General features: G+C 64.7%; 34 protein-coding genes. 17 read left to right on the top strand and 17 right to left on the bottom strand.

Going from position 1 to position 26,005, the window contains the following annotated elements:
* Together FG91_RS14530 and FG91_RS14525 are read left to right on the top strand one after the other, a co-directional pair.
* Positions 1 to 1,046 (top strand): helicase C-terminal domain-containing protein (locus FG91_RS14530; protein ID WP_037516209.1); only part of this gene is annotated, 1,046 nt, incomplete at its 5' end.
* A gap of 60 nt (positions 1,047 to 1,106) precedes the next feature.
* Positions 1,107 to 1,658, top strand: a complete 552-nt coding sequence (locus FG91_RS14525) for a SixA phosphatase family protein (protein ID WP_037516154.1) — start codon at positions 1,107 to 1,109, stop codon at positions 1,656 to 1,658.
* Positions 1,659 to 1,661: 3 nt separating this feature from the next.
* Here the strand turns inward: FG91_RS14525 and FG91_RS14520 are convergent, their stop codons facing one another.
* The 5 genes from FG91_RS14520 to rpmF form a co-directional block, all read right to left on the bottom strand.
* Positions 1,662 to 2,060 (bottom strand): MerR family transcriptional regulator, encoded by a 399-nt coding sequence (locus FG91_RS14520; RefSeq protein ID WP_081940609.1) that lies wholly within the window; start codon positions 2,058 to 2,060, stop codon positions 1,662 to 1,664.
* A 14-nt stretch (positions 2,061 to 2,074) separates the two neighbouring features.
* Positions 2,075 to 2,368 carry an integration host factor subunit alpha gene (locus FG91_RS14515; RefSeq protein ID WP_037516152.1) on the bottom strand — a complete coding sequence of 98 codons (294 nt, stop codon included), beginning with the start codon at positions 2,366 to 2,368 and terminating at the stop codon, positions 2,075 to 2,077.
* Positions 2,369 to 2,520: 152 nt separating this feature from the next.
* Complete coding sequence (locus FG91_RS14510; protein WP_037516150.1) at positions 2,521 to 3,486, bottom strand: beta-ketoacyl-ACP synthase III; 966 nt, start codon at positions 3,484 to 3,486, stop codon at positions 2,521 to 2,523.
* Complete coding sequence (plsX, locus tag FG91_RS14505; RefSeq protein WP_037516148.1) at positions 3,483 to 4,517, bottom strand: phosphate acyltransferase PlsX; 1,035 nt, start codon at positions 4,515 to 4,517, stop codon at positions 3,483 to 3,485. The genes FG91_RS14510 and plsX overlap by 4 nt, the downstream gene beginning before the upstream one ends.
* A 22-nt stretch (positions 4,518 to 4,539) precedes the next feature.
* Positions 4,540 to 4,719, bottom strand: a complete 180-nt coding sequence (rpmF, locus tag FG91_RS14500) for a 50S ribosomal protein L32 (protein ID WP_011541714.1) — start codon at positions 4,717 to 4,719, stop codon at positions 4,540 to 4,542.
* Positions 4,720 to 5,036: 317 nt separating this feature from the next.
* Here rpmF and FG91_RS14495 point away from each other — a divergent pair, with 317 nt between their 5' ends.
* Positions 5,037 to 5,477, top strand: a complete 441-nt coding sequence (locus tag FG91_RS14495) for an MAPEG family protein (RefSeq protein WP_081940608.1) — start codon at positions 5,037 to 5,039, stop codon at positions 5,475 to 5,477.
* Between the two features lie 32 nt (positions 5,478 to 5,509).
* Here FG91_RS14495 and FG91_RS14490 read toward each other — a convergent pair whose 3' ends face one another.
* From FG91_RS14490 to ygfZ, 4 genes are all read right to left on the bottom strand, one after another.
* Entirely contained in the window at positions 5,510 to 6,181 is a 672-nt protein-coding gene (locus FG91_RS14490) for an MBL fold metallo-hydrolase (RefSeq protein WP_037516146.1), read from the bottom strand.
* Positions 6,182 to 6,391: 210 nt separating this feature from the next.
* Positions 6,392 to 6,952 carry a retropepsin-like aspartic protease family protein gene (locus tag FG91_RS14485; protein ID WP_037516144.1) on the bottom strand — a complete coding sequence of 187 codons (561 nt, stop codon included), beginning with the start codon at positions 6,950 to 6,952 and terminating at the stop codon, positions 6,392 to 6,394.
* 35 nt (positions 6,953 to 6,987) lie between these two features.
* The gene (locus FG91_RS14480; protein WP_152568120.1) at positions 6,988 to 7,608 is read right to left on the bottom strand and encodes a hypothetical protein; all 621 of its coding nucleotides are present in this window, start codon (positions 7,606 to 7,608) and stop codon (positions 6,988 to 6,990) included.
* A gap of 32 nt (positions 7,609 to 7,640) precedes the next feature.
* Entirely contained in the window at positions 7,641 to 8,366 is a 726-nt protein-coding gene (gene ygfZ / locus FG91_RS14475; RefSeq protein WP_037516139.1) for a CAF17-like 4Fe-4S cluster assembly/insertion protein YgfZ, read from the bottom strand.
* Positions 8,367 to 8,423: 57 nt separating this feature from the next.
* Here ygfZ and pyrC point away from each other — a divergent pair, with 57 nt between their 5' ends.
* Positions 8,424 to 9,446 (top strand): dihydroorotase, encoded by a 1,023-nt coding sequence (gene pyrC / locus FG91_RS14470; RefSeq protein WP_037516136.1) that lies wholly within the window; start codon positions 8,424 to 8,426, stop codon positions 9,444 to 9,446.
* Between the two features lie 91 nt (positions 9,447 to 9,537).
* Here pyrC and rarD read toward each other — a convergent pair whose 3' ends face one another.
* A complete protein-coding gene (rarD, locus tag FG91_RS14465) occupies positions 9,538 to 10,455 on the bottom strand; it encodes an EamA family transporter RarD (RefSeq protein WP_037516133.1) in 918 nt (305 codons plus the stop codon).
* A 28-nt stretch (positions 10,456 to 10,483) separates the two neighbouring features.
* A complete protein-coding gene (locus tag FG91_RS14460; protein ID WP_037516131.1) occupies positions 10,484 to 10,705 on the bottom strand; it encodes a membrane protein in 222 nt (73 codons plus the stop codon).
* A gap of 183 nt (positions 10,706 to 10,888) precedes the next feature.
* Between FG91_RS14460 and FG91_RS14455 the strand changes: the two genes are divergently transcribed.
* From FG91_RS14455 to FG91_RS14445, 3 genes are all read left to right on the top strand, one after another.
* Entirely contained in the window at positions 10,889 to 11,278 is a 390-nt protein-coding gene (locus tag FG91_RS14455; RefSeq protein ID WP_037516129.1) for a glycine zipper 2TM domain-containing protein, read from the top strand.
* Positions 11,279 to 11,439: 161 nt separating this feature from the next.
* On the top strand, positions 11,440 to 11,997 hold the full coding sequence (locus tag FG91_RS14450) for a GNAT family N-acetyltransferase (protein WP_037516125.1): 558 nt from the start codon (positions 11,440 to 11,442) through the stop codon (positions 11,995 to 11,997).
* A 130-nt stretch (positions 11,998 to 12,127) separates the two neighbouring features.
* Positions 12,128 to 12,877 (top strand): hypothetical protein, encoded by a 750-nt coding sequence (locus FG91_RS14445; protein WP_037516123.1) that lies wholly within the window; start codon positions 12,128 to 12,130, stop codon positions 12,875 to 12,877.
* Positions 12,878 to 12,962: 85 nt separating this feature from the next.
* On the opposite strand, the gene FG91_RS14440 is transcribed toward FG91_RS14445, so the two are convergent.
* Complete coding sequence (locus FG91_RS14440; protein WP_037516121.1) at positions 12,963 to 13,145, bottom strand: CsbD family protein; 183 nt, start codon at positions 13,143 to 13,145, stop codon at positions 12,963 to 12,965.
* Between FG91_RS14440 and FG91_RS14435 the strand changes: the two genes are divergently transcribed.
* The gene (locus tag FG91_RS14435; RefSeq protein WP_200878461.1) at positions 13,132 to 14,082 is read left to right on the top strand and encodes a pentapeptide repeat-containing protein; all 951 of its coding nucleotides are present in this window, start codon (positions 13,132 to 13,134) and stop codon (positions 14,080 to 14,082) included. The two genes, FG91_RS14440 and FG91_RS14435, sit on opposite strands and share 14 nt — an antisense overlap.
* A gap of 5 nt (positions 14,083 to 14,087) precedes the next feature.
* On the opposite strand, the gene FG91_RS14430 is transcribed toward FG91_RS14435, so the two are convergent.
* From FG91_RS14430 to thiS, 3 genes are read right to left on the bottom strand one after another with little or no spacing between them, the layout of a single operon-like run.
* The gene (locus FG91_RS14430) at positions 14,088 to 14,864 is read right to left on the bottom strand and encodes a bifunctional sulfur carrier protein/thiazole synthase protein (protein ID WP_327195839.1); all 777 of its coding nucleotides are present in this window, start codon (positions 14,862 to 14,864) and stop codon (positions 14,088 to 14,090) included.
* A gap of 2 nt (positions 14,865 to 14,866) precedes the next feature.
* Positions 14,867 to 15,217, bottom strand: coding sequence for a VOC family protein (locus FG91_RS14425; RefSeq protein WP_037516116.1), 351 nt, complete (start codon positions 15,215 to 15,217; stop codon positions 14,867 to 14,869).
* Entirely contained in the window at positions 15,217 to 15,417 is a 201-nt protein-coding gene (gene thiS / locus FG91_RS14420) for a sulfur carrier protein ThiS (protein ID WP_081940607.1), read from the bottom strand. The genes FG91_RS14425 and thiS overlap by 1 nt, the downstream gene beginning before the upstream one ends.
* An 81-nt stretch (positions 15,418 to 15,498) precedes the next feature.
* Here thiS and FG91_RS14415 point away from each other — a divergent pair, with 81 nt between their 5' ends.
* The 6 genes from FG91_RS14415 (at position 15,499) to FG91_RS22130 (ending at position 22,830) form a co-directional block, all read left to right on the top strand.
* The gene (locus FG91_RS14415; protein WP_037516113.1) at positions 15,499 to 15,951 is read left to right on the top strand and encodes a type II 3-dehydroquinate dehydratase; all 453 of its coding nucleotides are present in this window, start codon (positions 15,499 to 15,501) and stop codon (positions 15,949 to 15,951) included.
* A 69-nt stretch (positions 15,952 to 16,020) separates the two neighbouring features.
* Positions 16,021 to 16,500, top strand: coding sequence for an acetyl-CoA carboxylase biotin carboxyl carrier protein (gene accB, locus FG91_RS14410; protein WP_037516109.1), 480 nt, complete (start codon positions 16,021 to 16,023; stop codon positions 16,498 to 16,500).
* Positions 16,501 to 16,510: 10 nt separating this feature from the next.
* Positions 16,511 to 17,872: an acetyl-CoA carboxylase biotin carboxylase subunit gene (gene accC, locus FG91_RS14405; RefSeq protein ID WP_037516108.1), complete on the top strand. Its 1,362-nt coding sequence runs from the start codon at positions 16,511 to 16,513 to the stop codon at positions 17,870 to 17,872.
* A 72-nt stretch (positions 17,873 to 17,944) separates the two neighbouring features.
* Positions 17,945 to 19,309 (top strand): L,D-transpeptidase family protein, encoded by a 1,365-nt coding sequence (locus FG91_RS14400; RefSeq protein ID WP_081940606.1) that lies wholly within the window; start codon positions 17,945 to 17,947, stop codon positions 19,307 to 19,309.
* A 247-nt stretch (positions 19,310 to 19,556) separates the two neighbouring features.
* Positions 19,557 to 20,876 (top strand): surface lipoprotein assembly modifier, encoded by a 1,320-nt coding sequence (locus FG91_RS14395; protein ID WP_235212051.1) that lies wholly within the window; start codon positions 19,557 to 19,559, stop codon positions 20,874 to 20,876.
* Between the two features lie 349 nt (positions 20,877 to 21,225).
* On the top strand, positions 21,226 to 22,830 hold the full coding sequence (locus FG91_RS22130; RefSeq protein ID WP_037516106.1) for a transferrin-binding protein-like solute binding protein: 1,605 nt from the start codon (positions 21,226 to 21,228) through the stop codon (positions 22,828 to 22,830).
* A gap of 167 nt (positions 22,831 to 22,997) precedes the next feature.
* Here FG91_RS22130 and FG91_RS14385 read toward each other — a convergent pair whose 3' ends face one another.
* Positions 22,998 to 23,687 carry a murein L,D-transpeptidase catalytic domain family protein gene (locus FG91_RS14385; RefSeq protein ID WP_235212050.1) on the bottom strand — a complete coding sequence of 230 codons (690 nt, stop codon included), beginning with the start codon at positions 23,685 to 23,687 and terminating at the stop codon, positions 22,998 to 23,000.
* A gap of 226 nt (positions 23,688 to 23,913) precedes the next feature.
* On the opposite strand from FG91_RS14385, the gene arsC reads away from it, so the two are divergent.
* A complete protein-coding gene (gene arsC, locus FG91_RS14380; protein ID WP_037516104.1) occupies positions 23,914 to 24,258 on the top strand; it encodes an arsenate reductase (glutaredoxin) in 345 nt (114 codons plus the stop codon).
* Here the strand turns inward: arsC and recF are convergent.
* Positions 24,255 to 25,364 (bottom strand): DNA replication/repair protein RecF, encoded by a 1,110-nt coding sequence (gene recF, locus FG91_RS14375; protein WP_037516103.1) that lies wholly within the window; start codon positions 25,362 to 25,364, stop codon positions 24,255 to 24,257. The genes arsC and recF overlap by 4 nt on opposite strands.
* Before the next feature lie 242 nt (positions 25,365 to 25,606).
* Here recF and FG91_RS22510 point away from each other — a divergent pair, with 242 nt between their 5' ends.
* Complete coding sequence (locus FG91_RS22510; protein WP_268746382.1) at positions 25,607 to 25,735, top strand: hypothetical protein; 129 nt, start codon at positions 25,607 to 25,609, stop codon at positions 25,733 to 25,735.
* Positions 25,736 to 25,793: 58 nt separating this feature from the next.
* Positions 25,794 to 25,973 carry a PspC domain-containing protein gene (locus FG91_RS14370; protein ID WP_037516195.1) on the top strand — a complete coding sequence of 60 codons (180 nt, stop codon included), beginning with the start codon at positions 25,794 to 25,796 and terminating at the stop codon, positions 25,971 to 25,973.
* Positions 25,974 to 26,005: the final 32 nt, after the last annotated feature.

Here is a 26,005-nt window from a genome sequence, read left to right as displayed (position 1 = left end):
GGCTCGAGGTGTTGATCGAGGACCCGCCCGACTGGCTCGACGGGCAAGCCCGGGCAAGGGTCGACGGCGCGCGGCATAGCCTCGGCACGCGAATCGACACGCTTGGGGGCTGGCTCTCGCTGCTCGGGCGCGTCGGCGGCCCCGCCGATCCCGATTTCGTCGACTGGCTGGCGGTCGACCGCTACGACGGGCGCGAGTTCGACTGCGGGCTGCACCGCCACTGGCTCGACCCGGCAAAGCCCATCGCCGACGTCGTGTATCGCCCGGCGCAGGGTGTGCTCGTCACCTCTGCGACCTTGCGCAATGGCGGGCACGGGAGCGGCGGCTGGACCGACGCCGATATCCGCACCGGCGCGCGTCACATGGACGGCGGCGTCCAGCATTTCGCGGTCCCCAGCCCGTTCGACTATGCGCGCCAGTCGGAGGTGCTGATCGTCACCGACATCGCGCGCGGCGACCTGCCCGCGCTGGCGGGCGCATACAGCCGCCTGATCGAGGCGTCGGGTGGCGGCGCACTGGGGCTGTTCAGCGCGATCCGCCGGCTGCGCATCGTCCATTCGCGGATCGCCGACCGGCTGGCGCGCGCCGGGCTGCCGCTGTTCGCGCAACATGTCGATCCGCTCGACACCGGCACGCTCGTCGACATTTTCCGTGCCGATCCGCACGCCTCGCTGCTCGGCACCGATGCCTTGCGCGATGGGGTCGACGTGCCCGGCGATTCGCTGCGGCTCGTCGTGATGGAGGGGGTGCCCTGGCCGCGTCCGACGATCCTCCATGCGGCGCGGCGCGCGGCGCAGGGTGGCAGCGCCTATGACGACATGGTCATCCGCGCGCGTATCGGGCAGGCCTTCGGGCGGCTGATCCGGCGCGCCGACGATTTCGGGCAGTTCGTGATGCTCTCACCCAGCTTTCCCTCGCGCCTGCTCAGCGCCTTTCCCGAGGGCACCCCGATCCGCCGCCTGCCGCTCGACGAAGCGGTCAATCATGTCGCCGCGGCGAACGTCGAGCGCAGAAAAACCGCTTTTCCAGCCTTTTCACCGTCATAAGTTTCCGGCACAAGGCCCGCGAACACACGGGACAAGAGCGCGGGGACGCGGGGAGCGATTTTGAAGACTTTGACCATCCTGCGCCATGCCAAATCGGGTTGGGACGTACAGGTCGAGCGCGATTTCGACCGCCCGATCAACAAGCGCGGGGCGCGCGGCGCCGAACTGATCGGACAATGGCTGAAGCGCCAGAAGCTGCCCGTCGACCGCATCATCGCCTCGCCCGCGGTGCGCGTGACCGAAACGCTCGATATCTTCCAGCCCGCCGCAGACCTCGACACACTCGAGCCGCATTGGGACCGGCGCATCTATCTTGCGTCGGCCGCGACGCTGATCGACGTGATCCGCGACACCGGCAAGGATTCCGAACATCTGCTCATTTCGGGACATAATCCCGGGCTCGAGGATCTGATCCTGATGCTCGTTCCCGAATCGGCGGGCGACGAACTCCGCGCGAAGGTCGAGGAAAAGCTGCCGACGTCGGCGCTGGCGCGGCTCGAACTCGACATCGGCAACTGGCACGATCTCGATACGAACAGCGCGCGTTTCACGGGCTTTATCCGCCCGCGCGATCTCGACCCGGCGCTCGCGCCGGCGATGGATAATGACTGAAACCTAGCCTATCGCCGCGGCGAGCCGCTGACGGAGCGCGACCAGCGCCTCGACCGGAATTCCCTTCACCACGCGCATGGGCGCGGCGCTGTCGAGCGCTTCGCGGGTCAACGACGCGCGCGCCGTCGGTGCGGCACCCGGCTCGGACAGCGCCTTGCGCGCGCCTTCGACGGTAAAGCCCTGGACATGCAGCAGATGGTGGATGCGCTCGGCAAGCGCGACGTCCTCGGCGCGGTAATAGCGGCGGCGGCCCGAGCGCTGCAGCGGCTTCAGCTGCGGGAAGCGCGTTTCCCAATAACGCAGCACATGCGTCGGCACGCCGATGCGCACCGCCAGTTCGCCGATGGCGAGCATGGCGCCGGACGCCTTGCCGCCATCGTCGGTCATCTCAAAACCCGACATGGGTCAGGTCCGGTTTATTTGCCGGCAACGCGGGCTCGCATCGTCTGGCTGGCGCGAAAGGTCATCACGCGCCGCGGCAGGATCGGCACTTCGATACCGGTCTTGGGATTGCGGCCGATCCGCTGCGCCTTGTCGCGCAGGACAAAGGTGCCGAAGCCCGAGATTTTCACATTCTGACCGACCGCGAGCGCGTCGGACATATGATCAAGAATCGATTCGACGATTGCGGCCGATTCATTGCGCGACAGCCCGATCTGCTGGTTGATCCGCGTCGCAATGTCGGCCCGCGTAAGAGTCCCTGCGGTCATGTTGATCCCTTCCCCCTCTGAAGCGAAAACGCACGATGGGTTCCCTGACAGCCCCCACCGTCACGAGTCCCTGTACACATATGTAACAAATACGAATTAATCCGCCAAACTGAAACGGATGGAGCGAGAAGTTGACGCGCCGGAGCGAAGCGTCAGACGCGCAGAACCGCGGCGCCCCAGGTGAAGCCGCCGCCCATTGCTTCGAGCACCACCAGGTCGCCGCGCTTGATGCGCCCGTCGCGCACCGCGAGGTCGAGCGCGAGCGGCACCGACGCCGCCGATGTATTGGCGTGTTGGTCGACCGTGAGCACCACCCGTTCGGCGGGCAAACCCAGCTTTTTCGCGGTTGCGTCGATGATCCGCTTGTTCGCCTGATGCGGCACGACCCAGTCGATCGACTCGGCCGACAGGCCAACATCGGCCATCACCTCGGCAAGCACCGAGGCGAGGTTGGTGACGGCGTGGCGGAAGACTTCGCGGCCCTGCATCCGGACGTGGCCGACCGTCCCCGTCGTCGACGGACCGCCGTCGACATAGAGCATATCTGCGTATTTTCCCTCGGCATGCAATCGCGTTGCGAGGATGCCCTGATCGTCCTCGACGTCCTTGGCCGACAGGACGACCGCGCCCGCGCCGTCGCCGAAGAGAACGCACGTCGTGCGATCTTCCCAGTCGAGGATGCGGCTGAAGGTTTCCGAACCGATCACCAACGCATGCTTTGTGGCGCCGGTGCGGAGCATCGAGTCGGCGACCGACACGGCATAAAGGAAGCCCGAACAGACAGCCGCGACGTCGAAGGCGATGCAATCGGGGATGCCGAGCAACGCCTGCACCTTGGTGGCGCTGGCGGGGAAGGTATTGTCGGGGGTCGCGGTGGCGACGATGATCAGACCGATGTCGGCGGGATCAAGCCCCGCGGCCGCCAGCGCCTGCTTTGCCGCATCGGCGGCGAGCGTTGCCGTCGTCTCGTCGGGTTCGGCAATGTGGCGGAAGCGGATGCCCGTGCGTTCGACGATCCATTCGTCGCTCGTGTCGACGCGCGCCGCGAGTTCGGCGTTCGAAACCCGCGTGCGCGGCAGGGCTGAGCCGGTGCCGGCCAATATGGCGCGGAGCGTCATGCCGCGGCGCCGCTGCGGAAATTCGCGAGATCTTCGGTCACCTGACGCGTAATATCCTTCTCAATCAGTTCGGCGCAGAGGTGGACGCAGTTCGCGACCCCCTTCGCATCGGCGCTGCCGTGGCTTTTGAGCACGACGCCGTTGAGGCCGAGGAACACCGCGCCATTATGGTTATTGGGATCGAGATGATGCTTGAGCAGCTCGGTCGCGGGGCGCGAAATCAGGAAGCCGATCTTCGAGCGCGTCGAACTGGTGAAGGCACGGCGCAGCAGGTCGGTGACGAAACGCGCCGTCCCTTCGATCGTCTTCAGCGCGATATTCCCTGAAAAGCCGTCGTGGACGATCACGTCGACGTCGCCGCGCGACAATTTGTCGCCCTCGATAAAGCCGGTGAATTCCATCGGCAGCCCATGCGCCTCGCGTAGCCGCGCGGCGGCATCGCGAATCTCGTCGGTACCCTTCAGCTCCTCGGTGCCGATGTTGAGCAGCGCGACGCGCGGCTTTTCGAGCCCCATCGCGGTGCGCGCATAAGCGGCGCCCATGACGGCGAACTGGATGAGGTTGTTGGCGTCGCAATCGGTGTTGGCGCCAAGGTCGAGCATGACGACGTCATTGTCGCCCAGCGTCGGCAGCAAGGCCGCGAGCGCCGGCCGGTCGATGCCCGGCATCGTGCGCAGCGCGAGCTTCGCCATCGCCATCAGCGCGCCGGTGTTGCCCGCGGACACGGCGCCGCCGGCATCGCCGCGCTTCACCGCATCGATCGCCAGCCCCATCGAGGTGCTTTTAGCCTTGCGCAGCGCCTGGCTCGGCTTGTCCGAACCCGACACCACGCCGTCGGTGTGGATGATATCCGACGCCGCACGCAGATTGGGGTGATTTTCAAGCGCCGCCTTGATCTGCACCTCGTCGCCGACGAGGATGAAGCGGAGGCCGTCGTGCTTGTGGCGCGCCATCGCGGCGCCAGCGAGCATCATGCGCACGCCGACGTCACCGCCCATCGCATCGATTGCGATTCGCGGTGTCAGTGCCATCAGGACGCCCTCCGGCTAATGCTTATGCGCCGACCGACACCACTTCACGGCCGTTATAATGGCCGCAGGCGTTGCAAAGATTGTGCGGGCGCTTCAGCTCGCCGCAGTTCGGGCATTCCTGAAAGGCTTCAACCTTCAGGCTGTCGTGGCTGCGACGCATGCCGCGCTTCGAGGGCGAGGTTTTTCGCTTGGGAACGGCCATGATATTTCCTGCATTCTTAAAGTGTGTGTCACGAATCGGCTACCCGGATTTGTCACCGCCGTCGCCGGAAATGACTGGCCCGCCCGCCACGCCGAAGCCCGATCCTGCCGATGTTCGACAGGGAAAAACTTCCGCCGGAGGGTGCCTCAACGCCATATGGTGTCGGGTGCCGGATCGGGCGGGGCTATAGCGTTTTTGCCCGCAAAGGCAAGCCCATTGCGTCCATGATCGCACAGGCTTGCCGCCCCGGTCGGGGGATGTCACACCCTGCCCGCTGCCGGCAAGCGAAACGCGCCGGTCCATAAGGGGGAAACCAGATGATAATCTTGCCGATCAGCCTGACGATTGCCGCCGGCGCGGCGCTGCTCAACCTGTGGCTCGCGGTCCGCGTCGGCCGCGTCCGCACAAGGGAAAAGGTCTTCATCGGCGATGGCGGCAACGACCTGCTGACGCGGCGCATGCGCGCGCACAGCAATTTCGTCGAAAACACGGCGTTCGTGCTGATCCTGCTCGCGCTCGTCGAACTCGGCCTTGGCTCCTCGCTCTGGCTCTGGGGCATTGGCGCCCTCTATCTCGTCGGGCGCATCCTGCACGCGATCGGCATGGACGGGATGATGTGGGGCCGGATGGTCGGCACGATCATTACGATGCTGACCCAGCTTGGCCTCGCAATCGGCGCGCTAGCGATCGTCTATCTGACGCCGACGAGCATCACGACGACCGAGATCGTAGAAACCGAAGTCGCCGCGCCGAAGTGATGCCTCCCCTCCCGCTTGCGGGATGGGTAAGGTCAGCCCGCGCTTCCCAAGGCCATATCGCTCACGAACGGATTGGTGCGCCGTTCGTGCGCGAAATTGCTGTGCGCGCCGTGTCCCGGCAGGAAGGTCGTGTCGCCGCCGAGCGGCCACAGTTTCTGCGTGATCGAATCGAGCAATTGCTGGTGATTGCCGCGCGGGAAGTCGGTGCGGCCGATCGATCCCTGGAAGATCACGTCGCCGACGATCGCTAGCTTCGACGGCGCGTGGTGGAAGACGACATGGCCCGGCGTGTGCCCTGGGCAATGGATGACGTCGATGGTGAGATTGCCAACGGTCACCGTATCGCCATCGACCAGCCAGCGATCGGGCTCGAACGATTCGCCGACCATGCCGAAACGCGCGCCGTCCTCGGCGAAGGCATCGATCCAGAAACGGTCGTCCTCGTGCGGCCCCTCGATCGGCACGCCGAGGTCCTTCGCGAGCATCCCCGCCTGTCCGCAATGGTCCATATGGCCGTGGGTGACGAGGATTTTCTCGACCTCGACCCCGGTCTGCCGCACGGCGACCTTGAGCTTGTCGAGATCGCCGCCCGGATCGACGAAGGCCGCTTTGTTGGTCGCCGTGCACCACAGAAGGGTGCAATTCTGCTGGAAAGCGGTGACGGGCACGATCGCCGCGCGCATCGGAGGATTGGGAGTGTTCATGGCGGCCGATGTGGGGAAATGCGGCGGAAATGGCAAGCGTTGGAGCGGTGGCTAACAATCGGTTGCGGACATTGCATTTCTCGTCACCCCGGGCTTGACCCGGGGCCTGCCTTGTCTTTTCAACGTTGAGCGGGAGGAAGGCGGGTCCCGGGTCAAGCCCGGGATGACGAATAGGTCACGCCCGCTCACCGCTCGTGATCAGCCATCGCCTCAACGCAGCGTCATCGTGTCGCCTTCGACGTTCACCGCGGCGAGTTTCGAGAGGAAGCTCTGGCCAAGCAGCGATACGCCCATGTCGGCGTCGACCACCGCGGCTTCGACGCGCCGGACTTCGATCCCGTCGATTTCGACGCTGTCGAGCATGACCGTGCGCATCGGGACATCGCCGCCCGCGGTGCGCGCGGTGCCGCTGATGGGCAAGCGATCGACGTCGATGCCGATGGATTCGGCGTCGTCACGCGTCAGCGCGACGATCGATGCGCCGCTGTCCACCATCATCCGGATATTCGTGCCATCGACTTCGGTGTCGGCATAGAAATGCGAGTCGCCTGACCGGTCGAGACGCACCGTTCCGCCCGAGGATTTGGGACTCGATGCCGAAGACCAGGTGCCGCCCTTGCTACGCTGGGTCGTCCAGTTTCCATTGTCATCGCTGCTGCTATCGGCAGAGCCCTGCGCATCGGCCATGCTTGTCGAGCGGCCGGCGATGCCCGCCATGCCGATCGACACCACCGCAATCCCCGCGGCCAACGTAAGAAATCGCCCGATCATTGGCGCTCTTGTCGCAAAAGAGGGTTGGAGATTGGTTAAGCGGGCTCGCGCGGGGCGGTAGTAGCAAGAGCACCGCCTTCACCTTGTTCGATGAACGCGCGCCAGGCCGGAATTCCGCCACGAATGCTATAAGCGATCCGTGCGCAGGCATAGGAGCGACCCGGCCGATTATCGGCCTCGACCGCGGTCGCCGGCCATGGCCCCGCGCCGTCGCTACGCGCCGACCAGCAGACCAGCGCCTCCGCCTCCTGCCCTCCCTCGATCGCCGCGCGTTCGTCCGCGCTCAGCGACGCGGGCGCGTTCCAGCCGAGGATTGTGCGGTGGGCAACGCCCTTCGAGAAAAGCGCATGCAGGAACGGGCTGCTCCGGTCACCCAGCAGATTCTTAACGCGCGCGCGATCCGCCGCGGACAACCACTGCCCCCCGAGTAAAGGCCCCCATTGGGCCTCATCGCGCGAGCGTAGCGCCATCGCCAATTCGTCCGCCGCGGCTGCAAAGCGCGGCGTCCACGCGGAATCCGGCGCGAGCGGCGCGAGTCTGGAAGAGGGTTGCGCGGCCTCGGGTTCGGTCGGCAACAACGACGTCGGCGCCGCAACGACGGGAGCCGACAGGGCGAAAGCGGCGGCGAGCGCCGACGAAATCAGCATAGCGCGCATGCCCGGCACTCTAGCAGCAAAGGCTGCATCTGTCATGAACCGGCGGCGAGCCCCTCGCGGAGCCACGCGGGTGCGGCGGCCGCCTCGATATTCTCCACCCGCCGGTGCTCGACCGACCAGCCGAGGTCGGGATAGGCTATCACCTGCCGCTTTTCGTCGGCCTCGGCGATCGGCACGACGACCAGCCGCCGGTTGACCTTTTGCCGCCAGTTCATCCGCGCAGTATTTTCCTGCCCGACGTAACAGCCCTTGGTGAAGCTGACGCCATTGAGGTCGATGGCATTGCATTCGAGCCACAAGGTCGTGCCATCGCCGAGTTCGGCGCGTCCCTCGGTGACACCAAGCGCGAGGCGGTGGGCCTGCCATCTCGCGTCGGCGCCCTCCCCTTCACCCGCCGGCGCCAGCCAGCGCTGGCCGAGCTCGACGAGTCGCGGGTCGACGACGCCCAAGTCGCCGCCCGGCGCCCAGTGGACGCAAAGATCGGGTTCGCGTTCGATGGTGATCGCGCGGCGCAGACGATAGAGCGTCAGACGCTTGGCAAGGTCGCCCGCCGCGTCGCGCTCGCAATCAATCAATATATCCTCGCCATCGCCCCAAATCAGGAAATCGAACAGCGCCTTGCCCTGCGCGGTCAGTAGCGCCGCCCACACCGGCAGATTGCCCGACGTGTCATTGGTGACAAGACCCTGCAGAAAACCGCGGACATCCTCGCCCGAAAGTCGAATGAGGGCGCGATTAATCAGGGTGGTATTGGTCATGGCGATAATCTAGGGACGCCCCAGCCAAAACCAACCCACAAGTTGACAAGTCCGACCATGACCGACCGCCTGACGATCCGCCGCCCCGACGACTGGCATGTCCATCTGCGCGATGGCGCGATGCTGGATCATGTCGCGCAATATACCGCGCGCCAGTTCGCGCGCGCGATCATCATGCCGAACCTGTCGCCGCCGGTGACGACTGCCGAGGAAGGCGCAGCATATCGCGACCGCATCAATGCCGCGGTGCCGGCCGGGCTCGACTTCACACCGCTGATCGTCGCGTATCTGACCGACCACAGCAACCCCGACGAGATGGCGCGCGGCCATGCCGAAGGCATCTTCACCGCGGCGAAACTCTATCCCGCGCACGCCACCACCGGCAGCGCGCATGGCGTCACCGATGTCGCAAAGATCATGCCCGTGCTCGAACGGATGGCCGACATCGGCATGCCGCTGCTCATCCATGGCGAGGTCACCGACCATGACGTCGACATCTTCGACCGCGAGGCGGTGTTCATCGAGCGCACGCTCAAGGGACTCGTCCGTGACCTGCCGGGCCTGAAAATCGTGTTCGAACATATCACGACGTCGGAAGCGGTCGATTTTGTGACGGCCGCCCCCGCCAATGTCGCCGCGACGATCACGCCGCAGCATCTCCACATCAACCGCAACGCGATGCTCGTCGGCGGCATCCGGCCGCACGCTTACTGCCTGCCCGTCGCCAAGCGCGAGCAGCACCGGCTCGCGGTCCGCGCCGCCGCGGTATCGGGCTCGCCGAAATTCTTCCTCGGCACCGACAGCGCGCCGCATGCGGTGCACACGAAGGAAGCCGCGTGCGGCTGCGCGGGCATCTTCAACGCCCCCTATGCGCTCGAATCCTATATCCAGGTGTTCGACGAGGAAGGCGCGCTGGACAAGTTCGAGGGCTTCGCCAGCGAACATGGGCCGAATTTCTATGGCCTGCCGCTCAACACCGGCACGGTAACGCTCGAACGCGGCGAGACGCTGGTTCCCGAACGCGTCGGCGAGGTCGTTCCCTTCCACGCCGGCGAAACGCTCGGCTGGCGGCTGGTTTAATATCCTTTCGTCACCCCGGATTTGATCCGGGGTCCATGACTTCAGCGCCGCGGTGGATGCCGGATCAAGTCCGGCATGACGAAGAAATAGTCTAAGCCGCCGGCATCATCCGGTCGGCGCGCATCTTGCGCCACATGTCGAAACTGAACACCGCGATGCTGACCCAGATCAGCAGGAAACAGGCGAGCTGCGCGGGCTTCAGCGGCTCGTGGAAGACGAAGAGGCTGAGCAAAAAGGCGATGCTCGGCGCCAGATACTGGACGAAGCCGAGCGCGGCATAGCTCATCCGCCGCGCCGCGGTCGCGAACAGCAGGAGCGGCACCGCGGTTACGACCCCGCCCGCCGCGAGCAGCCAGCTGATCCCCGCTTCCGATCCGAAACCGCGGCCGTCGCCGACCCAGATATACCAGCCCGCAGCCGCAACCGAGAGCGGCAGCAGCAACGTCGTCTCGATCGCGAGGCCCGGCAGCGAGCCGACCGGCACGATCTTGCGGATCAGGCCATAGGTGCCGAAACTGAACGCCAAGGTCAGGCTGATCCACAGTGTGTCGAGCGCCCCCGCGAGCAGGATCGCGACCCCGATCCCGGCGATGACCACCGCGACCAGTTGCAGCCGCGAGAGCCGTTCGCCGAGGAAGATCATCCCGAGCATCACATTGACGAGCGGGTTGAGATAATAGCCGAGGCTGGCCGCGAGCACATGGTCGGTGAAGATCGAATAGATATAGACGAGCCAATTGAGCGCGATCAGCACCGAACTGACGAGCAGCATCCGCAGCACGCGCCAATCGCGGAGCGCCGCAAGATACTCGCCGATCTGGCGACGGAAGAGCATGATCAGGAAGCAGAGCGGCAGCGACCAGACGATGCGCTGCGCCAGTACTTCGACCGGCGGGACGCTCGACAGCAGTTTAAAGAAGAGCGGAACGAAGCCCCAGATCAGATAGGCGCTGATCGCAAAGGGCAAGCCGCCCTGATTGCTCCCCGCGGGGGCCTTATCCTGCGTCATGATCGAAAGCTGCCTTCCGGCCGGAGATTCAGATGATGCCGCCGCCGAGCATCAGGCGGATCACGCCGATGACGATGACGACGATGTTCAGGTTGCGCCCGCTCGTCTTGTCCGACATCGCGCCGAGCGCCAGCCCGACGACCGCGAAGGGTATGATCACCCAGTTCGCCCAGCCGAGTAGCGGGATGAACGCAAAAACGGCCAGAACCAAGGCGATAGCGCCAATGACGAGCGATCCGATATTGAGCATGCCGCGATTGTCGCATGCCGCCGCCGATGCGGCAAGGGGCTTTCGGTTCGTCGATGGAAGCCCTCAACTCGTCTTGTTGCCTTGGGTTCATGCAACGGCTTTGCAGCCCGGCTCGTTTTCCCCATCGAAGCGCCCGGTCCTGTACAAGCGGGACGAGGCGCCGAGACCAGGAAAGGACTTTTTATGCGTAGTTTCACCAAGGGCATGATGGGCGCTTTTGCTGCCGCCAGTGTCGCCCTGACCGCGCCTGCCTATGCGGGTATCGCGGCTCCGGCGAAGGCCGACGGCTTCCATCAGCTCGACCAGTCGAGCGGCTTTCACAAGCGCAAAAAGCGCCATTACCATGACGAGCGCGTCAGTTCGGACACGCGCATCTGGCGCGACAATGACGGCCGTTATCGTTGCAAAAAGGATAATGGCACGACCGGCCTGCTGATTGGCGGCGCGGTCGGGGGCCTCGCGGGCCACGAAATCGCGGGTGGCGGCGACAAGTTGCTCGGCACCGTGCTCGGTGCAGCAGGTGGCGCCCTGCTTGGCCGCGAGATCGATCGCGACAAATATCGTTGCCGCTAAGGCAAAAACGCTAACCGTCTCGCGTGTGAGTTTGGACCCCTCCGCTCACGCACGCTGATGGCGAGGACGCCGGTTTCACCACCGGCGTCCTCAAGCGTATCCCTTGCCCAAAGCCTCCTCTTGCCGCAGAAGCGTCGGCCAACCGCCGCGGGAGAGAGAATATGTTGAATGGCCCCCTGCTCGTCACCGAGCGGCTGATCCTGCGTCCGCCCGCGACCGAGGATTTCGACGGCTTCGCCGAAATGTGTGCCGAAGAGGACACGATGCGCTTCATCGGCGGCACCTGCCCGCGCTCGCAGGCGTGGCGCATGTGGTGCACGCTCGCGGGTGCCTGGCATATCCGCGGCTTCTCGATGTTTTCGGTGATCGAGCGCGCGACCGGCGAATGGGTTGGACGGCTCGGTCCGTGGGAGCCCGATGGCTGGCCCGCTCCCGAGATCGGCTATGGCGTGCGCGCCAAATTTGCCGGCAAGGGCTATGCCCTCGAAGGGAGCGTCGCGGCATGCGATTTCGCGGTCGAATTTCTGAAATGGCCCGAACTGATGCACAGCATCGATCCCGCCAACACGCGCTCGCAGACGCTCGCGCGACGGCTCGGCGCGACGAACAGCGGCCCGACCCGCCTGCCCGCCCCCTTTCAGGACGCGCCGGTCGATGCATGGACGCAAAGCGCCGATGCGTGGCGCGTGAAGCGCAAGGAGTTTCTACCCGGAGCGTGAGCGAAAGCGCAAAAGCGTCTCGCTCCGAGACAGTTTTCGGCTAACAAAGCCCCACGCGTTAACGCATTTTATTTGGGCCTTTTTGACCAGAATAGGGCATTCCCGGCAATGGATTAAGGGAGTGTTAGCGATGATGTTGCGCGGAAAATGGCTGGTTACCGGCTTGCTGATGGCGGCTGCGCCGCTCGCCGGGTGCCGGGACAATCCCAAGGCCAAGGCCGACCTCACGCCGCTCGACGACGGGCTGACCGACGCCGACCCGGCAATCAAGGGCTCGCTCGAAGACAAGATCATGGTCGACCCCAAGCTGGCCGGCCAGTCGAACAAAAATGCCGTGGGTCCGGGCAACCGACCCGTCGACGGGGGCGTTCCCGGCATCGCGGGCGGCAAAGCCGCGACGGTTGCCGAAGCCAGTGCAGCCCTTGCAGCAGGCAAATTGCTCACCGCACCGAAAGCGCTGCCCCTCGAGGCCGGATGCGACGGCTGCGAAGCCAAGCAGCGCCCCGTGACGATCGGCGCGCTTGCGCGCGATCAGCAAAAGGGCAGCTGCGACGCCAAGCTGACGTACAGCAACGCCTGGGCCGATCGCCTGCCCGCCGCGTTCAAAGTCTATCCGCGCGCGACGCTGCGCGAAGCCGCGGGGATCGCCGGCGGCAAGTGCAACATCCGCGTCGTCAATTTCCAGACGGCGGCGTCGATGCAGGCGGTGCTCGATTATTATCACACGATGGCGATCCGCGCCGGCTACACCAGCGACCACCGCGTCAACGGCAACGAGCATATGCTCGGCGGTACCAAGGGCGACCTTGCCTATGTGCTGATGATGCGCCGCGACGGCACGATGACCGACGTCGATATGGTGGCGTCGGGGGGCAAATAAGCCACTTTACGCTACAGCATGAAAAAGGCCCCGGGGAGAGGGATGCCCCGGGGCCTTTTTCATGGCTTGCGTGACGCGCAAGCGGTTAGATCTTGTCGCCGAGCGCGCCCTGGACCTTGCCCTTCAGATTCTGGGCTTCGCCCTTGCGCTCCTGCGCTTCGCCTTCGGCGCGAAGACGCTCGTTATCGGTCGCCTTGCCGGCCGCCTGCTTCGCATTGCCGGCCGCTTCGTTGGCGATGCCTTTCGCCTTTTCGGTGAATTCACCCACGGGGTTTCTCCTTGGTTTTCAGAGGCGGGAGGGGCTCGCCTCTTGCCACACCAACGGATCGCCGGAGAGTTTGTTCCGGAAACAAGCCAAAGCGTTCAGGGCAAAGGACAGCCGGTCAATCGCCACAATTGTTCTTGATACGTTCCGACCCATTGCTTACTGCATCGACCCGCGCGAAGGCCGAAAGGAGAAGATGACGGTGAAACTCGAACCCGGCTGCATCATCGAAAACGCCGATCTTTCGGGCGTCGACTTCGCCGAGATCGACCTCGCCGGCGCGGCGCTGACGAGGTGCGTGCTGCGCGACGTACAGTTCACGGGAACCTGCCTGCAGGATGCTCGCCTAACCCAGGTCCGCCTGATCCGGTGCCGCTTCGCGAATGTCGATATGCGCGATGCAATTTTCGAGGATTGTTCCTTTATCGACGACGCGGGCCACGTCGGCGCGCAGTTCGCCTTCTCGCGTCTCGACCAGGCGCGTTTCAGGCGCTGCGACCTGTCCTTTGCCAAGATCGACCGTTCCACGCTGTTCGGCGTCGAATTCGATGACTGCAATATGCGCGGCGCCGAGTTTCACAAGGCCGATTTCAGCCGGACGTTTGGCCGCAAGCTCGTCAAGACAGCCGCCGCCTTGCGCGGCTGCAACCTCGAATTCGCCGACCTGAATGGCGTCCGGATGCCCGATTGCGAGCTTTCGAACTCGAACTTTCGTGAGGCGGTCCTGTTCGATTCCGATCTGGAAGGCGCGGACCTGCGCGGGAGCGATCTTGTCCTCGCGCTTACCGCCGGCGCCAAATTCGCGCGCGCCGATCTTCGCGGCGCGGATGTCGCCGACCTGAACCTGAGGGAACTGGCAACCCTTGACGGCATGATCGTGTCTGCCGGCCAGCAGCCGCATCTGCTCGCGGCCATGGGCCTCGACGTCTATCCCGACTGACGCGCTTAAATCAGTCCCGCCAGCGGGCTCGACGGATCGGCGTAGCGCCGTACCCCCATCCGCCCCGCGAGGTAGGAATCGCGTCCCGCCTCGACCGCCAGCTTCATCGCGCGCGCCATGCGGATCGGGTCCTTGGCCTCGGCAATCGCGGTGTTCATCAGCACGCCGTCGCAGCCGAGCTCCATCGCCACCGCGGCGTCGCTCGCCGTCCCGACGCCCGCGTCGACGAGCACCGGCACCGAGGCGCCCTCGACGATCAGGCGGATCGTGACGCGGTTCTGGATGCCGAGTCCTGAGCCGATCGGCGCGCCGAGCGGCATCACGGCGACCGCGCCCGCATCCTCGAGCTGCTTCGCCGCGATCGGATCGTCGACGCAGTAAACCATCGGCAAGAAGCCCTCTTTCGCGAGCACCTCGGTCGCCTCTAGCGTCTCGCGCATGTTCGGATAAAGCGTCTTCGCCTCGCCGAGCACCTCGAGCTTCACCAGATCCCAGCCCCCCGCCTCGCGCGCCAGCCGCAAGGTACGGATCGCATCGTCGGCGTTGAAGCAGCCCGCGGTGTTCGGCAGGTAGGTGATCTTCTTGGGATCGATATAATCGGTCAGCATCGGCGCATTCGGGTCCGACACATTGACGCGGCGCACCGCGACGGTGACGATTTCCGCTCCCGACGCCGCGACCGCGGCAGCATTCTGCTCGAAATCCTTGTACTTGCCGGTGCCGACAATCAGCCGCGACGTAAACGTCCGTCCGGCGACCGTCCAACTGTCGATCTTGTCCACGTTCAATCCTTATTCTGTACCACATTCGCGATGTCGCCGAGCGGATCGCGAACGAAAAACCGTCGGACACCCCAAGGCTCGTCGCGCAGGGCGTAGACTATATCGTGCCCCGCCGCGACCGCCCGCGCATGCACCGCATCGACATCGTCGACACCCACCGAATAGGCGGGACGCATCCCCGACGGATCCTCGGTCAGGATGCTGATCTGTGCCATCGGCTGGGTGCCCGAGCGATACATGGTGATGAAATCCATCGCCATCGCGGTCTCCAGCCCCAGCACATCGTTGAAAAAACCTTCGCCGGTCCGCGCGTCGTCGGCATAGCGGTTGGGTATGATGCGAGCGACCGGCATCAACCGCCCCCCACAAAATGCACGATTTCCAGCGCATCGCCCTCGGCGAGCGTCACATCGGCAAGCGTCGAGCGCGGCACGATCTCGCGGTTGCGTTCGACCGCGACCTTCTTCACGTCGAGGCCCAGCGAGGCGACGAGGTCGGCGATGCTGCCTGCGCGCACCTGCCTTGTTTCGCCGTTGAGGATGACCGAGATCACTGAGGAATCCGCCTTGCTTTGCCTTTTGCCGAGCAGCCCATATAGGGGGAGCGCGCTTCCTCGCAACCGAAAGCCAAACCCTTGACCAACGAGCGTCCCGACAAGCCGACCGTCTTTGTCTTTTCCGGCCCCAACCTCAACCTGCTCGGCACCCGCGAGCCCGAGATTTACGGGCACGACACGCTGAACGACATTCATGCGCGGCTCGAGGCGCAGGCCGACGAGCTGGGATTGCGCGTCGAATGCCGCCAGACGAACCACGAAGGCGTGCTGATCGACTGGTTGCACGAAGCCTATATCGCGGGCGCCAAGGCGGTGCTGCTCAACGCCGGCGGCTATACCCACACCTCGATCGCGATCCACGATGCGATCAAGTCGATCAAGGTGCCGGTGATCGAGGTCCATCTGTCGGACCCGATGAAGCGCGAGGAATTCCGGCACATCAGCTATGTCGGCATGGCGGCAGTGGCGCATTTTGCGGGGCACGGCGCGAACAGCTATACGCTGGCGCTGGACGCCGCCGCCCGTCTCTGACAATAGGGCGCATCAAAAACGGGGTCTGAGCGTCGGAACACCGACGCCGCAACAACAGGAAAAATTCTCATGGGTGACCATAAAGACAATGGCATCAACGTCGATCCGGCCTATGTGCGCGCGCTCGCCGAGCTGCTCGACGACACCGGATTGTCCGAAATCGAGGTCGAGGACGGCGAGCGCAAGATTCGTGTCGCGCGCACGCTGAACGCCGCGCCCGTCGCTTACGCTCCCGCCGCCGCACCGGTTGCCGCAGCCGCTCCGGCCGCACCCGCAGCGCCCGCCGCTGCGTCAGCTCCGGCGGCCGACAATTTCGCCGACGCCGTCAAATCGCCGATGGTCGGCACCGTCTATCTCTCGCCCGAACCCGGCGCGGCCAATTTCGCCGCGATCGGTTCGGCAGTGAAGGCCGGCGACACGATCCTCATCGTCGAGGCGATGAAGGTGATGAACCCGATCACCGCGCCGGCGTCGGGCACGCTGAAGGCCGTGCATGTCGAGAACAGCCAGCCGGTCGAGTTCGACCAGCCGCTGTTCACCATCGGCTGAGCCCCCACATATGGCCATTGAAAAGCTCCTGATCGCCAACCGCGGCGAGATCGCGCTGCGCATCCATCGCGCGTGCCACGAAATGGGCATCAAGACCGTCGCGGTCCATTCGACCGCCGATGCCGACGCGATGCACGTCCGCCTTGCCGACGAGGCCGTGTGCATCGGTCCGCCCGCGGCGAAGGACAGCTATCTCAATATCCCCGCGATCATCTCGGCGGCCGAGATTACCGGCGCCGACGCGATCCACCCGGGCTATGGCTTCCTGTCCGAAAACGAGCGCTTCGCCGAGATCATCGAAGCGCATGACATGATTTTCGTCGGGCCGAAGCCCGAGCATATCCGCACGATGGGCGACAAGGTCGAGGCCAAGCGCACCGCGGTGGCGCTCGGCCTGCCGGTCGTTCCGGGCTCGCCCGGCGCGGTCACCTATGGCGACGAATGCCGCAAAATGGCCGAGGAAATCGGCTATCCGGTGCTGATCAAGGCGGCATCGGGCGGCGGCGGACGCGGGATGAAGGTCGTCCCCGATGCCGACAGCCTCGAAAGCCTGATGGGCCAGGCGTCGAGCGAAGCCGCGGCCGCGTTCGGCGACCCGACCGTTTACATGGAAAAATATCTCGGCAACCCGCGCCACATCGAATTCCAGGTGTTCGGCGACGGCAACGGCGGCGCGATTCACCTCGGCGAGCGCGACTGCTCGCTGCAACGCCGCCACCAGAAAGTGCTCGAAGAAGCCCCCTCGCCGATCATTTCGGCCGAAGAACGCGCACGCATGGGCAAGGTGTGCGCCGACGCGATGGCGGCGATGCACTATCGCGGCGCCGGCACGATCGAATTCCTGTGGGAAAATGGCGAATTCTTCTTCATCGAGATGAACACGCGCATTCAGGTCGAGCATCCGGTGACCGAAATGATCACCGGTTTCGACCTCGTCCGCGAACAGATCCGCATCGCGGGCGGCATGGGGCTGTCGGTGAAACAGGAAGACCTCGAATTCCGCGGCCACTCGATGGAATGCCGCATCAATGCCGAGGATCCGCGCACCTTCCTGCCCTCGCCGGGCAAGGTCACCAATTATCACGCCGCGGGCGGCATGCATGTGCGCGTCGATAGCGGGCTGTACGCCGGCTATTCGATCCCGCCCTATTACGACAGCATGATCGGCAAGCTGATCGTTTACGGCCGCACGCGCGAAAGCTGCATGATGCGGATGCGCCGCGCGCTCGAGGAAATGGTGATCAGCGGCGTGAAGACGAACATTCCGCTCCATCAGGCGCTGCTCGCCGACCCCGATGTCATCCACGGCGACTATACGATCAAGTGGCTCGAGGAATGGCTGGCCAAGCAGGATGAAGCGGCGAAAGCCTGACATCTATTCTTGCGACGGAGTGTGCGGCAGCTCACTTTAACTGTGGATGCTTTTTGGCTATGGGCTTTAACCATGGTCAAAAACTCCCCCTTTTCGGCGCGTCCCGCTGCGGCGCTTCTTCTTCCGCTGAGCCTGCTCGCGGGGCCCGCTTTCGCGCAGCCGGGGGTCAAGGAGGATTCGGTGATCCTCCAGCCCGACAAGGTGCAGGACGACGCCCCCGTCGTCGAAACCGCGGCCGAAGCGAATTTGCCGAGCTGGTCGAAGCAGAATGCCGAGGCGCTGCTGGTATCGATCGAGAGCATCGGCTCCGAAGGGCTGTTCGCGAAGGATTATAGCCCCGACGCACTCGCCGCCGCGATCATGAGCGGCGATCAGGCACGGCTCGACAAGACCGCGACCGACACCTTCCTGCTGCTCGCGACGCACCTGCGCGACGGACGCACGCCGAACGCGGCGCGCAAGCAGTGGTTCATGGTCGACAGCGACGGCGACAGCGAACCCTTGCTGTCGCTGCTCGCCGCGGCGCTCGGCGCGGGCACGGTGAGCGAAACGCTCGCGACGCTCGACCCCGTGCACCCCGATTTCGCGGCGCTCAAGGCGTCGCTCAAAAAGGCGAAGACAACCGCCGACGCCAATGCGATCCGCGTCAACATGGAACGCTGGCGCTGGATGCCGCGCGCGCTCGGCGAACGTTATGTCGTCAGCAATGTCCCCGAATATCTGACCCGTGTCGTCCATGGCGGCACGATCATCGCAACGCACAAGGCCGTCGTCGGCAAGTCGGCGACCCCGACGCCGCAGCTCAACCCGATGGCAACCGGGATCATCGTCAATCCGACCTGGACGCTGCCGCGCAGCATCATCAACGAAGGCATCGGCGCAACGATCGCGCGCAATCCGGGCGCCGCGCGCGCGCAGGGCTATACCTGGACGGGCAGCGGCAAGACGCTGTCGGTCGTGCAAAAGGCCGGCGCGAACAATGCGCTGGGTGTGATGAAGATGGAAATGCTCAATCCGCACGCCATCTATCTGCACGACACCCCGTCGAAGGGCGCCTTCGCCGCCGCGGCGCGCGCGTTCAGCCATGGCTGCATCCGTACCGAGCGCGCCCTGCATTTCTCGGGCCTGATGGCGGTGATGTTCGCCGGGAAAAGCCCCGAGGAATTCGGCGAAGCGATCGCCAGCGGCGCGACGACGCGCTTCGGTTTCGACAACCCCTTCCCCGTCTATGTCGCCTATTGGACCGTCATTCCCGACGGCAAGGGAGGCGTGAAGAAGCTCGCCGACATCTATGGCCGCGACGCGCCCGTCGTGGCGAGCTTTGCCAAGCCCGGCCGCCCGACCGCGACGATCATCGCGCCGACGCCGCCGCCCGTGGTTCCGACGGTGACGACAACCGCGCGTGCGACGACGCCGGGGACAAGCGGGATTTATTGAGCGACAACGCGACTTTCTTCCGCATTCCCGCTTTCGCGGAACTACCTATATTATAGCTCGCTGGGCGCAATCATTTGAATCCCTTGGCCGGATGCCTTGCGTCGCAATCCCCAACTCCTTGCCAGAAATATGCAAGCGGAGATGGTCTTTACTGGACAAGCGTTCTTTTTGACAGATAGGAGGAGCTTCAAACGGGGGCCAAGTGATTACAATTCGGAAATTCGTAGCGACTATAGTCGCGGCGATCTTGACCACGGCCGGCAACGCGCAGGACGCAACGAACCAGGGCGAGTTCGTCGCGCAGCGCTCAACCGAGCAATCGACCGATGTTACGCTTTCGGCCACACAGCTTTTCAAATTTGCCGATGACGCGCGCGCACGGGGCGACTTTTCGATGGCGGAAACAGCCTATCGCGCGCTCGCAAGGGATCCGGACATCGAACTGCGCACGGAGGCCAGGTTTCGCCTCGGCATGATGCTGGCCGACCACCTCAAGCGCTATTCGGATGCCGCGATCGAGTTTCGCCGCATCCTCGACGAAAAGCCGGATGTGGCACGGGTACGGCTGGAACTGGCGCGCATGCAGGCCATGCTCGGCGATCTCGGCGCGGCGCGAAGGGAATTGCGCGCCGCCGAGGCCGCTGGCCTGCCGCCAGCAGTCGAGCAACTCGTCCGCTTCTATTCGCGCGCACTCGACGCCCGAAAGCCGCTGGGCGGCTCGATCAAGCTGGCGCTAGCGCCCGACAGCAACATCAACCGCGCCACCCGGGCCGATACGCTAGGCACGGTGATCGGCGATTTCGTGCTCGACGAGAATGCACAGGCAAAGTCGGGTATCGGGCTCGATTTGCAGGGCCAGAGTTATTTCCGTCTCGGTATCGAACCCGGGGTGGATCTTATGGTGCGCGCGTCGGGTAGCGCGACGCTCTATCGCGAAGCCGACTTCAATGATGTCACGATCGGCATTCAGGCCGGCCCGCAATATACTTGGGGCAGTAACCAACTGACCTTTTCATTTGGGCCGTCGTGGCGTTGGTATGGACGCGATCCTTACAGCACGACGATCGGCGGCAATGTGAGTTGGCAGCGTCCGTTGGGCAAGCGAAGCCAATTGCGGCTCGAAGGCGGGATCGCGCATCAGACCAACAAGCGCAACGCGCTGCAGACTGCCGACGACTTCACCCTCGCGGCGAGCTTCGACCGGGCGTTCAGCGCGCGAACGGGCGGAGGAATACAGGTCTACGGTTTCCGGGAGGCCGCGCGCGATCCCGGCTATTCGCTGGCGAGCGGCGGGACCACGATCTACCTGTTTCGCGAACTTGGGCGCGCCACTCTGGTCGGCACATTGGGGTACAGCCATCTCGAGGCCGACGCACGGCTGTTCCTCTATCCCAAACGCCGGGTCGAGGACCGCTATAATGCCAGTCTCGCGATGACGCTGCGGTCCTTGCGCCTCGGCAGTTTCGCACCGCTGATACGCCTCAAATGGGAGCGCAATCGCTCCTCGATCGAAATTTACGACTACCGCCGCGTTGCCGCCGAATTTGGCGTCACATCGGCATTCTGACGGGGATATGTTTATGCGATCGATACGTTCCAAAAAGGCGACGGCGATGGTTTCGTTGACGGCGCTGAGCTTGATGCTGGCTGGCTGCGGCGGCGGGAGCGGGGGCGTCAACTCAACACCCCCGCCGCCGACGTCTACGCCGACACCGACACCCGCGCCCACGCCGACGCCCACGCCCGTGCCGACCCCGACACCTACTCCTACTCCGACTCCGACGCCTACGCCCACGCCTACGCCCGTGCCGACACCGACGCCGACACCCACGCCGACGCCCACACCCACGCCGACGCCGACGCCGACACCCACGCCTACTCCGATCCCGACGCCTACCCCAACGCCGCCCAAAATCTTGGGAAAGCCAACGATCAGTTCGACATTTGCGGCCTTAGCCAACGCGGTCAGCGTCGATTATGATGCCGGTCGTGCCCAACCCGCGTCCGGCGGTGCGGTGACGGATGCCAGCCTGGCCTATGACGCTGGCACGGACAGCTTTACCCTCAAAGCCGGTTCCGAACAGCTCGTCTTCGGACCGGGCGATTTTAAGGTCCTGTCCTCCAAGGGGACGCGCCACGAGAAAATCGATGGGGACAAGATCACCCAACTCGACCTCGATTGGGGGGCGCAGACTGACTTCACGACCACCCCTGGCTATGTGGTGCTTGCCCAGCTCATTTCCCGGCAGCGCGACGTTGCCACCAGTATTGATCGCTATCGCGCGATCGATTTCGCTTTCGGCCTGCCCAGTGCCGCGTCCGCCGTGCCCAGGTCCGGCAATGCCGCCTATGACCTGACCTTCAGCGGCACGCGCTCCTCCAATGCCTCAGCCAATCTGCTGGATGTGGCAGGGCACGGAACCGCGCTGGTCAACTTCGGAACCGGACGGCTCGAAATCGCCGCCAAGACTTTCACGTTCAATTTTTTCGGCGGCGGCGTCATCAGCACCGAAAGCGATGGAGAGGTGAAGGCTGTCGGCGCAATCGTCGCGGGCGAGAACCGCTTTACGGGCAGGTTCATCGCACAGGCGGGCGCATCCGATAGTTATGCGGGTGACATGACCGGATCCTTTTTCGGACCTGCCGCCGAGGATATCGGCGGGGCGCTCTATGGAGCCTCGGGCGCGCTCTATTACAGCCTCGCTTTCGCCGGCTATGGTCTGCCCGAAACCGCGGTCGGCGATACGCTCGCCAATCTGAAAGGGATGACGCGCTTTCGAACGGTCCGGACGACCCTCTCGCTGCCTGGCTCGGGGTTCCTGAATCCGCCGCCGTTGGCGGAAACGATCCGTTACAATGCCGACACCGGCACCTATACGTTCCCCGCCGGAGGAAATGCGGGGCTTTTTCTTACAGTCGGCCCCGCCAATCGCGCTGCAGACAAAGATGCGGGCGACCTGCGCGCCCATACGGGGACAGAGGTGGTCGCCGGTACGAAGATAGATTATTCGGTTGGCCTGTTCGATGGCAATACCGATGGCATCGAATTGACATATGCCAGCTTCATGCGTGTTTTCACGCATCGCGATAGCGGCGGCGACGGCCTCGAATATATCGGCTTCGGCAGCTTCACCCCGCCCGATCAATTACCGCGGAGCGGCAGCGCCACCTATGCCGGCCGCCTTTTCGGCGACGTCAATGACGGCTCGAAAATCGTCGCCTCGCTGAACGGCCGATCCGACCTTACAGCGAATTTCGGAACCGGCGTGTTGGCGGCGAGCCTGTTCCCCAACCGGGTTGGGCTCGACGGCGTCTCGACGGCGCTTGGCCGGTATGATTTCGCCGGGTCGATCGACGCCTTCACGGCTGCATTCAACGGAGCGTGGAACTCGGGTACGGGAAGCCTGATCGGTCGTTTCTACGGCAATGCTGCCCAGGAATATGCGGCTGTATTCAATATCAACGACCCGGCAGCGGGCAATATGACAGGCATCGCCATAGGGAAGCAAACCGTGCCTTAAACGCCCGGGAAACAGTCAGATATACCCGTTCAGAAAGCAGCGTCGCCAAACACCTTGGCGACCTGCGACTTCCCTGCTTGCGAGCGCGAGTTCAGAACCCCCACGCGCCGGATGACCATATCGGTGTCATGCCTTCACGGGAACGGCGCTGTGATAGGTGGAAGCGCTCAGTCCGCCGTCTTCGGCAACGGCCCGCTGATCGAACTCGCGCGCCGCAGATTCTCCATACCCGGAAGCGGGTCGGAGGGCGGCAACTCGAACGGCCCCGGCATCGGCGGCGGCAGGCTCAGCCGGTCGGCGAACAGCAAGCGCCCCGGCCCGAGCTTGTAGAGGATCATCGGCAGCAGCTCTTCGCCGAACACGAAACAGCCTTCGCTGCGCCCCAGCTTGCCCTGCGTCGCGATCAGCGCCGGGTCGGCATACCAGGCACCGTGCACGACGATCGCGCGCTGGTCGGCGGAATAATTGTCGGGCTCGAGGCCCGCGAGCCGCATCGACGATCCGTTGGCGCCCCAATAATAATCGCTGGTGCGGTACGCCCCGCGCGAGGTCGCGAGGCTGCCGACGCGGTTCGAGAAATTCTTGAGCCAGCCGTCGTGCTGCGGGTCCGATCCGCGTCCGTGCGTCACCGGGAACATCTCGACCTTGCCCGCGACCATGTCGACCAGCGCAAAGCGCGGGCGCGACGACGGCAGGCCGAAATCGACGACGCCGACGCGGTCGCTCTGCGGGATATTGCGCCCCTGCATCGCGAGCTGCTTCTTCGCCACGGCGAGATAATCGACCGGCGGCGGCAAAGGCGCCACCGGCTGCTGAATCCAGTTGGGGAGTTGTGCGCGCGCGGGCACGGCGGCCATCGCCCCCGCCCCAGCCATCGCTGCCAACATCGCCCGTCGATCGATCAATTCATTCACTTGCAACCCAACCCCGCATTGGCCGCCTTTTACGGTCCTTCGACTTTCCATAAGTCGTATGTTGGCCGCGAAAGGCAAGCGGATGGTTCCCCTTCATGCGGGAAGATGTGCCATATATGCCATGAATAGCGAGTTTACGCTGCTGCAAGGCTGCGTTAGGACACGCGCCATGAACGCAACCATCTGGCACAACCCCGCTTGCGGCACCTCGCGCAAGACGCTGGCGATTCTTCAGGAAACGCCCGGCGTCGCGCTGACGGTGATCGAATATCTCAAAAACCCCTATACCGCGGACAAGCTGCGCCAGCTGCTTCAGGATGCCGGGCTGACCGCGCGCGACGCGCTGCGCCTGCGCGGGACCGACGCGGAGGAACGCGGACTGAAGGACGCCAGCGAGGACGCGATCATCGCCGCGATGGCCGCAAACCCGGCCTATGTCGAACGCCCGATCGTCGAGACCGACAAGGGTGTCCGCCTGTGCCGCCCGCAGGACCGGGTGCTCGAAATCCTCTAACCCGCCGCAATTCGCCCGCCCGCAATCCAGAAGCGCGTCACCGGCCCGGGCATGTCGTCGAACAGCGCCGCCTCGGTTCCCGTCAGCCACGCCTGCCCGCCCTGCCCCGCGAGGCGTTCATAGAGCGCGCCGCGGCGTAGTGGGTCGAGATGTGCCGCGACCTCGTCGAGTAACAGCACGGGGCGCTGCCCGCGCGCGCGCGCGACGCTGTCGCTGTGCGCGAGGACGAGCGAGAGCAGCATCGCCTTTTGCTCGCCGGTCGAACAGCGTGCCGCGGCGCGGCCCGTTGCGGCGTGGACCGATGACAGATCGTCGCGGTGCGGCCCGGCGGTCGCACGCCCCGCGGCGGCGTCGATACGGCGGCGAGAGGCAAATAGTGTTTTGAGCGCCTCCGTGTCGTGCGCCCCCTTCCGCGCCGCGCCTTCGCTGTCGACCAGCGTCAGCAGCGGGCGCGCGAACGGCGCGTCGGGTTGCTCGGCGAGTTCGGCTGACAGCCCAGCGAGCATATTCTGCCGCGCCGCATCCATCGCCGCGCCATGTTCGGCGAGCTGCGCCTCGAGGCTCGTCAGCCATTGCTGGTCGGCGTGCCCGGGATCGGCGAGCAGCTTGCCGCGCGCGCGGAGCGCCGCCTCATACCGATTGCTGTGCTGCGCGTGGCGCGGGTCGAGCGCCAGCACGAGCCGGTCGAGGAAGCGCCGGCGGTTGCCCGCGGTCTCGACGAACAGCCGGTCCATCGCGGGGGTCAGCCACAACACCGCCAGCCAGTCGCCCAGCGCGGTCGCCGCCGCGGTCGCGCCGTTGATGCGCACGATCCGCCGCCCCGGCTGCGCGGCCTCGATCCCTGTGCCGAGCGCCACCGGTGCCAGGTCCGCGCCCACCTGAACCTCGGCAAAGACGGCAAAGCCACCGCTCGCGCCATCGCGCACCATATCGGACAGCGCCGCACGGCGGAGGCCGCGGCCGGGCGCGAGCAGCGAGATCGCCTCCAATATATTGGTCTTGCCCGCGCCATTGTCGCCGTGCAGCGCGACAAGCCCGGGGGCGGCCGCCATGTCCGCGCCGGCATGATTGCGAAAATCGGTCAGCGAAAGGCGGGTCAGCGTCATCTGCCTGTCCGCCTACCCCAGCCCCTCGCGCGATTCCAGTCCAACGCCAACCGAGGTTCCGTTGAATATTTTCCGACTAGCGGGAATTTTCACCATCTTGGCGCATTTTTCGCGAAGAAATAATCTGTCGCAAACCCGAAAACCCCGCTTAACCGCCAATGAATGAAATTGGCACGGTCCCTGCAAAGGTGTCGGCATCCACCGGATGGCCCGGAATGGAAGGTTCAAGGAAGGAAAAAATCATGGCCCATTTCAATGTCGACTCGTTCAAGAGCTACGCGATCGCCGCTGTTGCCTCGCTTTACTGCTCGATGATGTTCCTGGCCGCTGTCGGCCCGAACGCTGCACATTTCGGTGGGCTGGTCGCCTGACCAGCCCCCGTACCCCGCCAATAACGCCGGCTTGATGGCCGGGATCGAAAGGAAAGAAATGAAACAGGGTTTTCGCAAGAATCGTCGCGACGGGATGATTTTCGGTGTGTGCGCCGGGATATCGGACCAGTTCGGTATCGACGTCTTGTGGACGCGCGTCGGCTTTGTCGCCCTGACGCTGTTGGGCTTCGGCCTGCCTCTGCTGCTGTACCTCGCCGTCGCGATCCTCGCACCCTAGGACAGCCAAGGGCCGGACGCCTTCAAGGCGCA

The organism is Sphingopyxis sp. LC81, from assembly GCF_000756375.1.
GTDB lineage: Bacteria > Pseudomonadota > Alphaproteobacteria > Sphingomonadales > Sphingomonadaceae > Sphingopyxis.
Note: the sequence above shows the minus strand (reverse complement) of the source record. Positions and strands in the feature narration are given on the sequence as shown.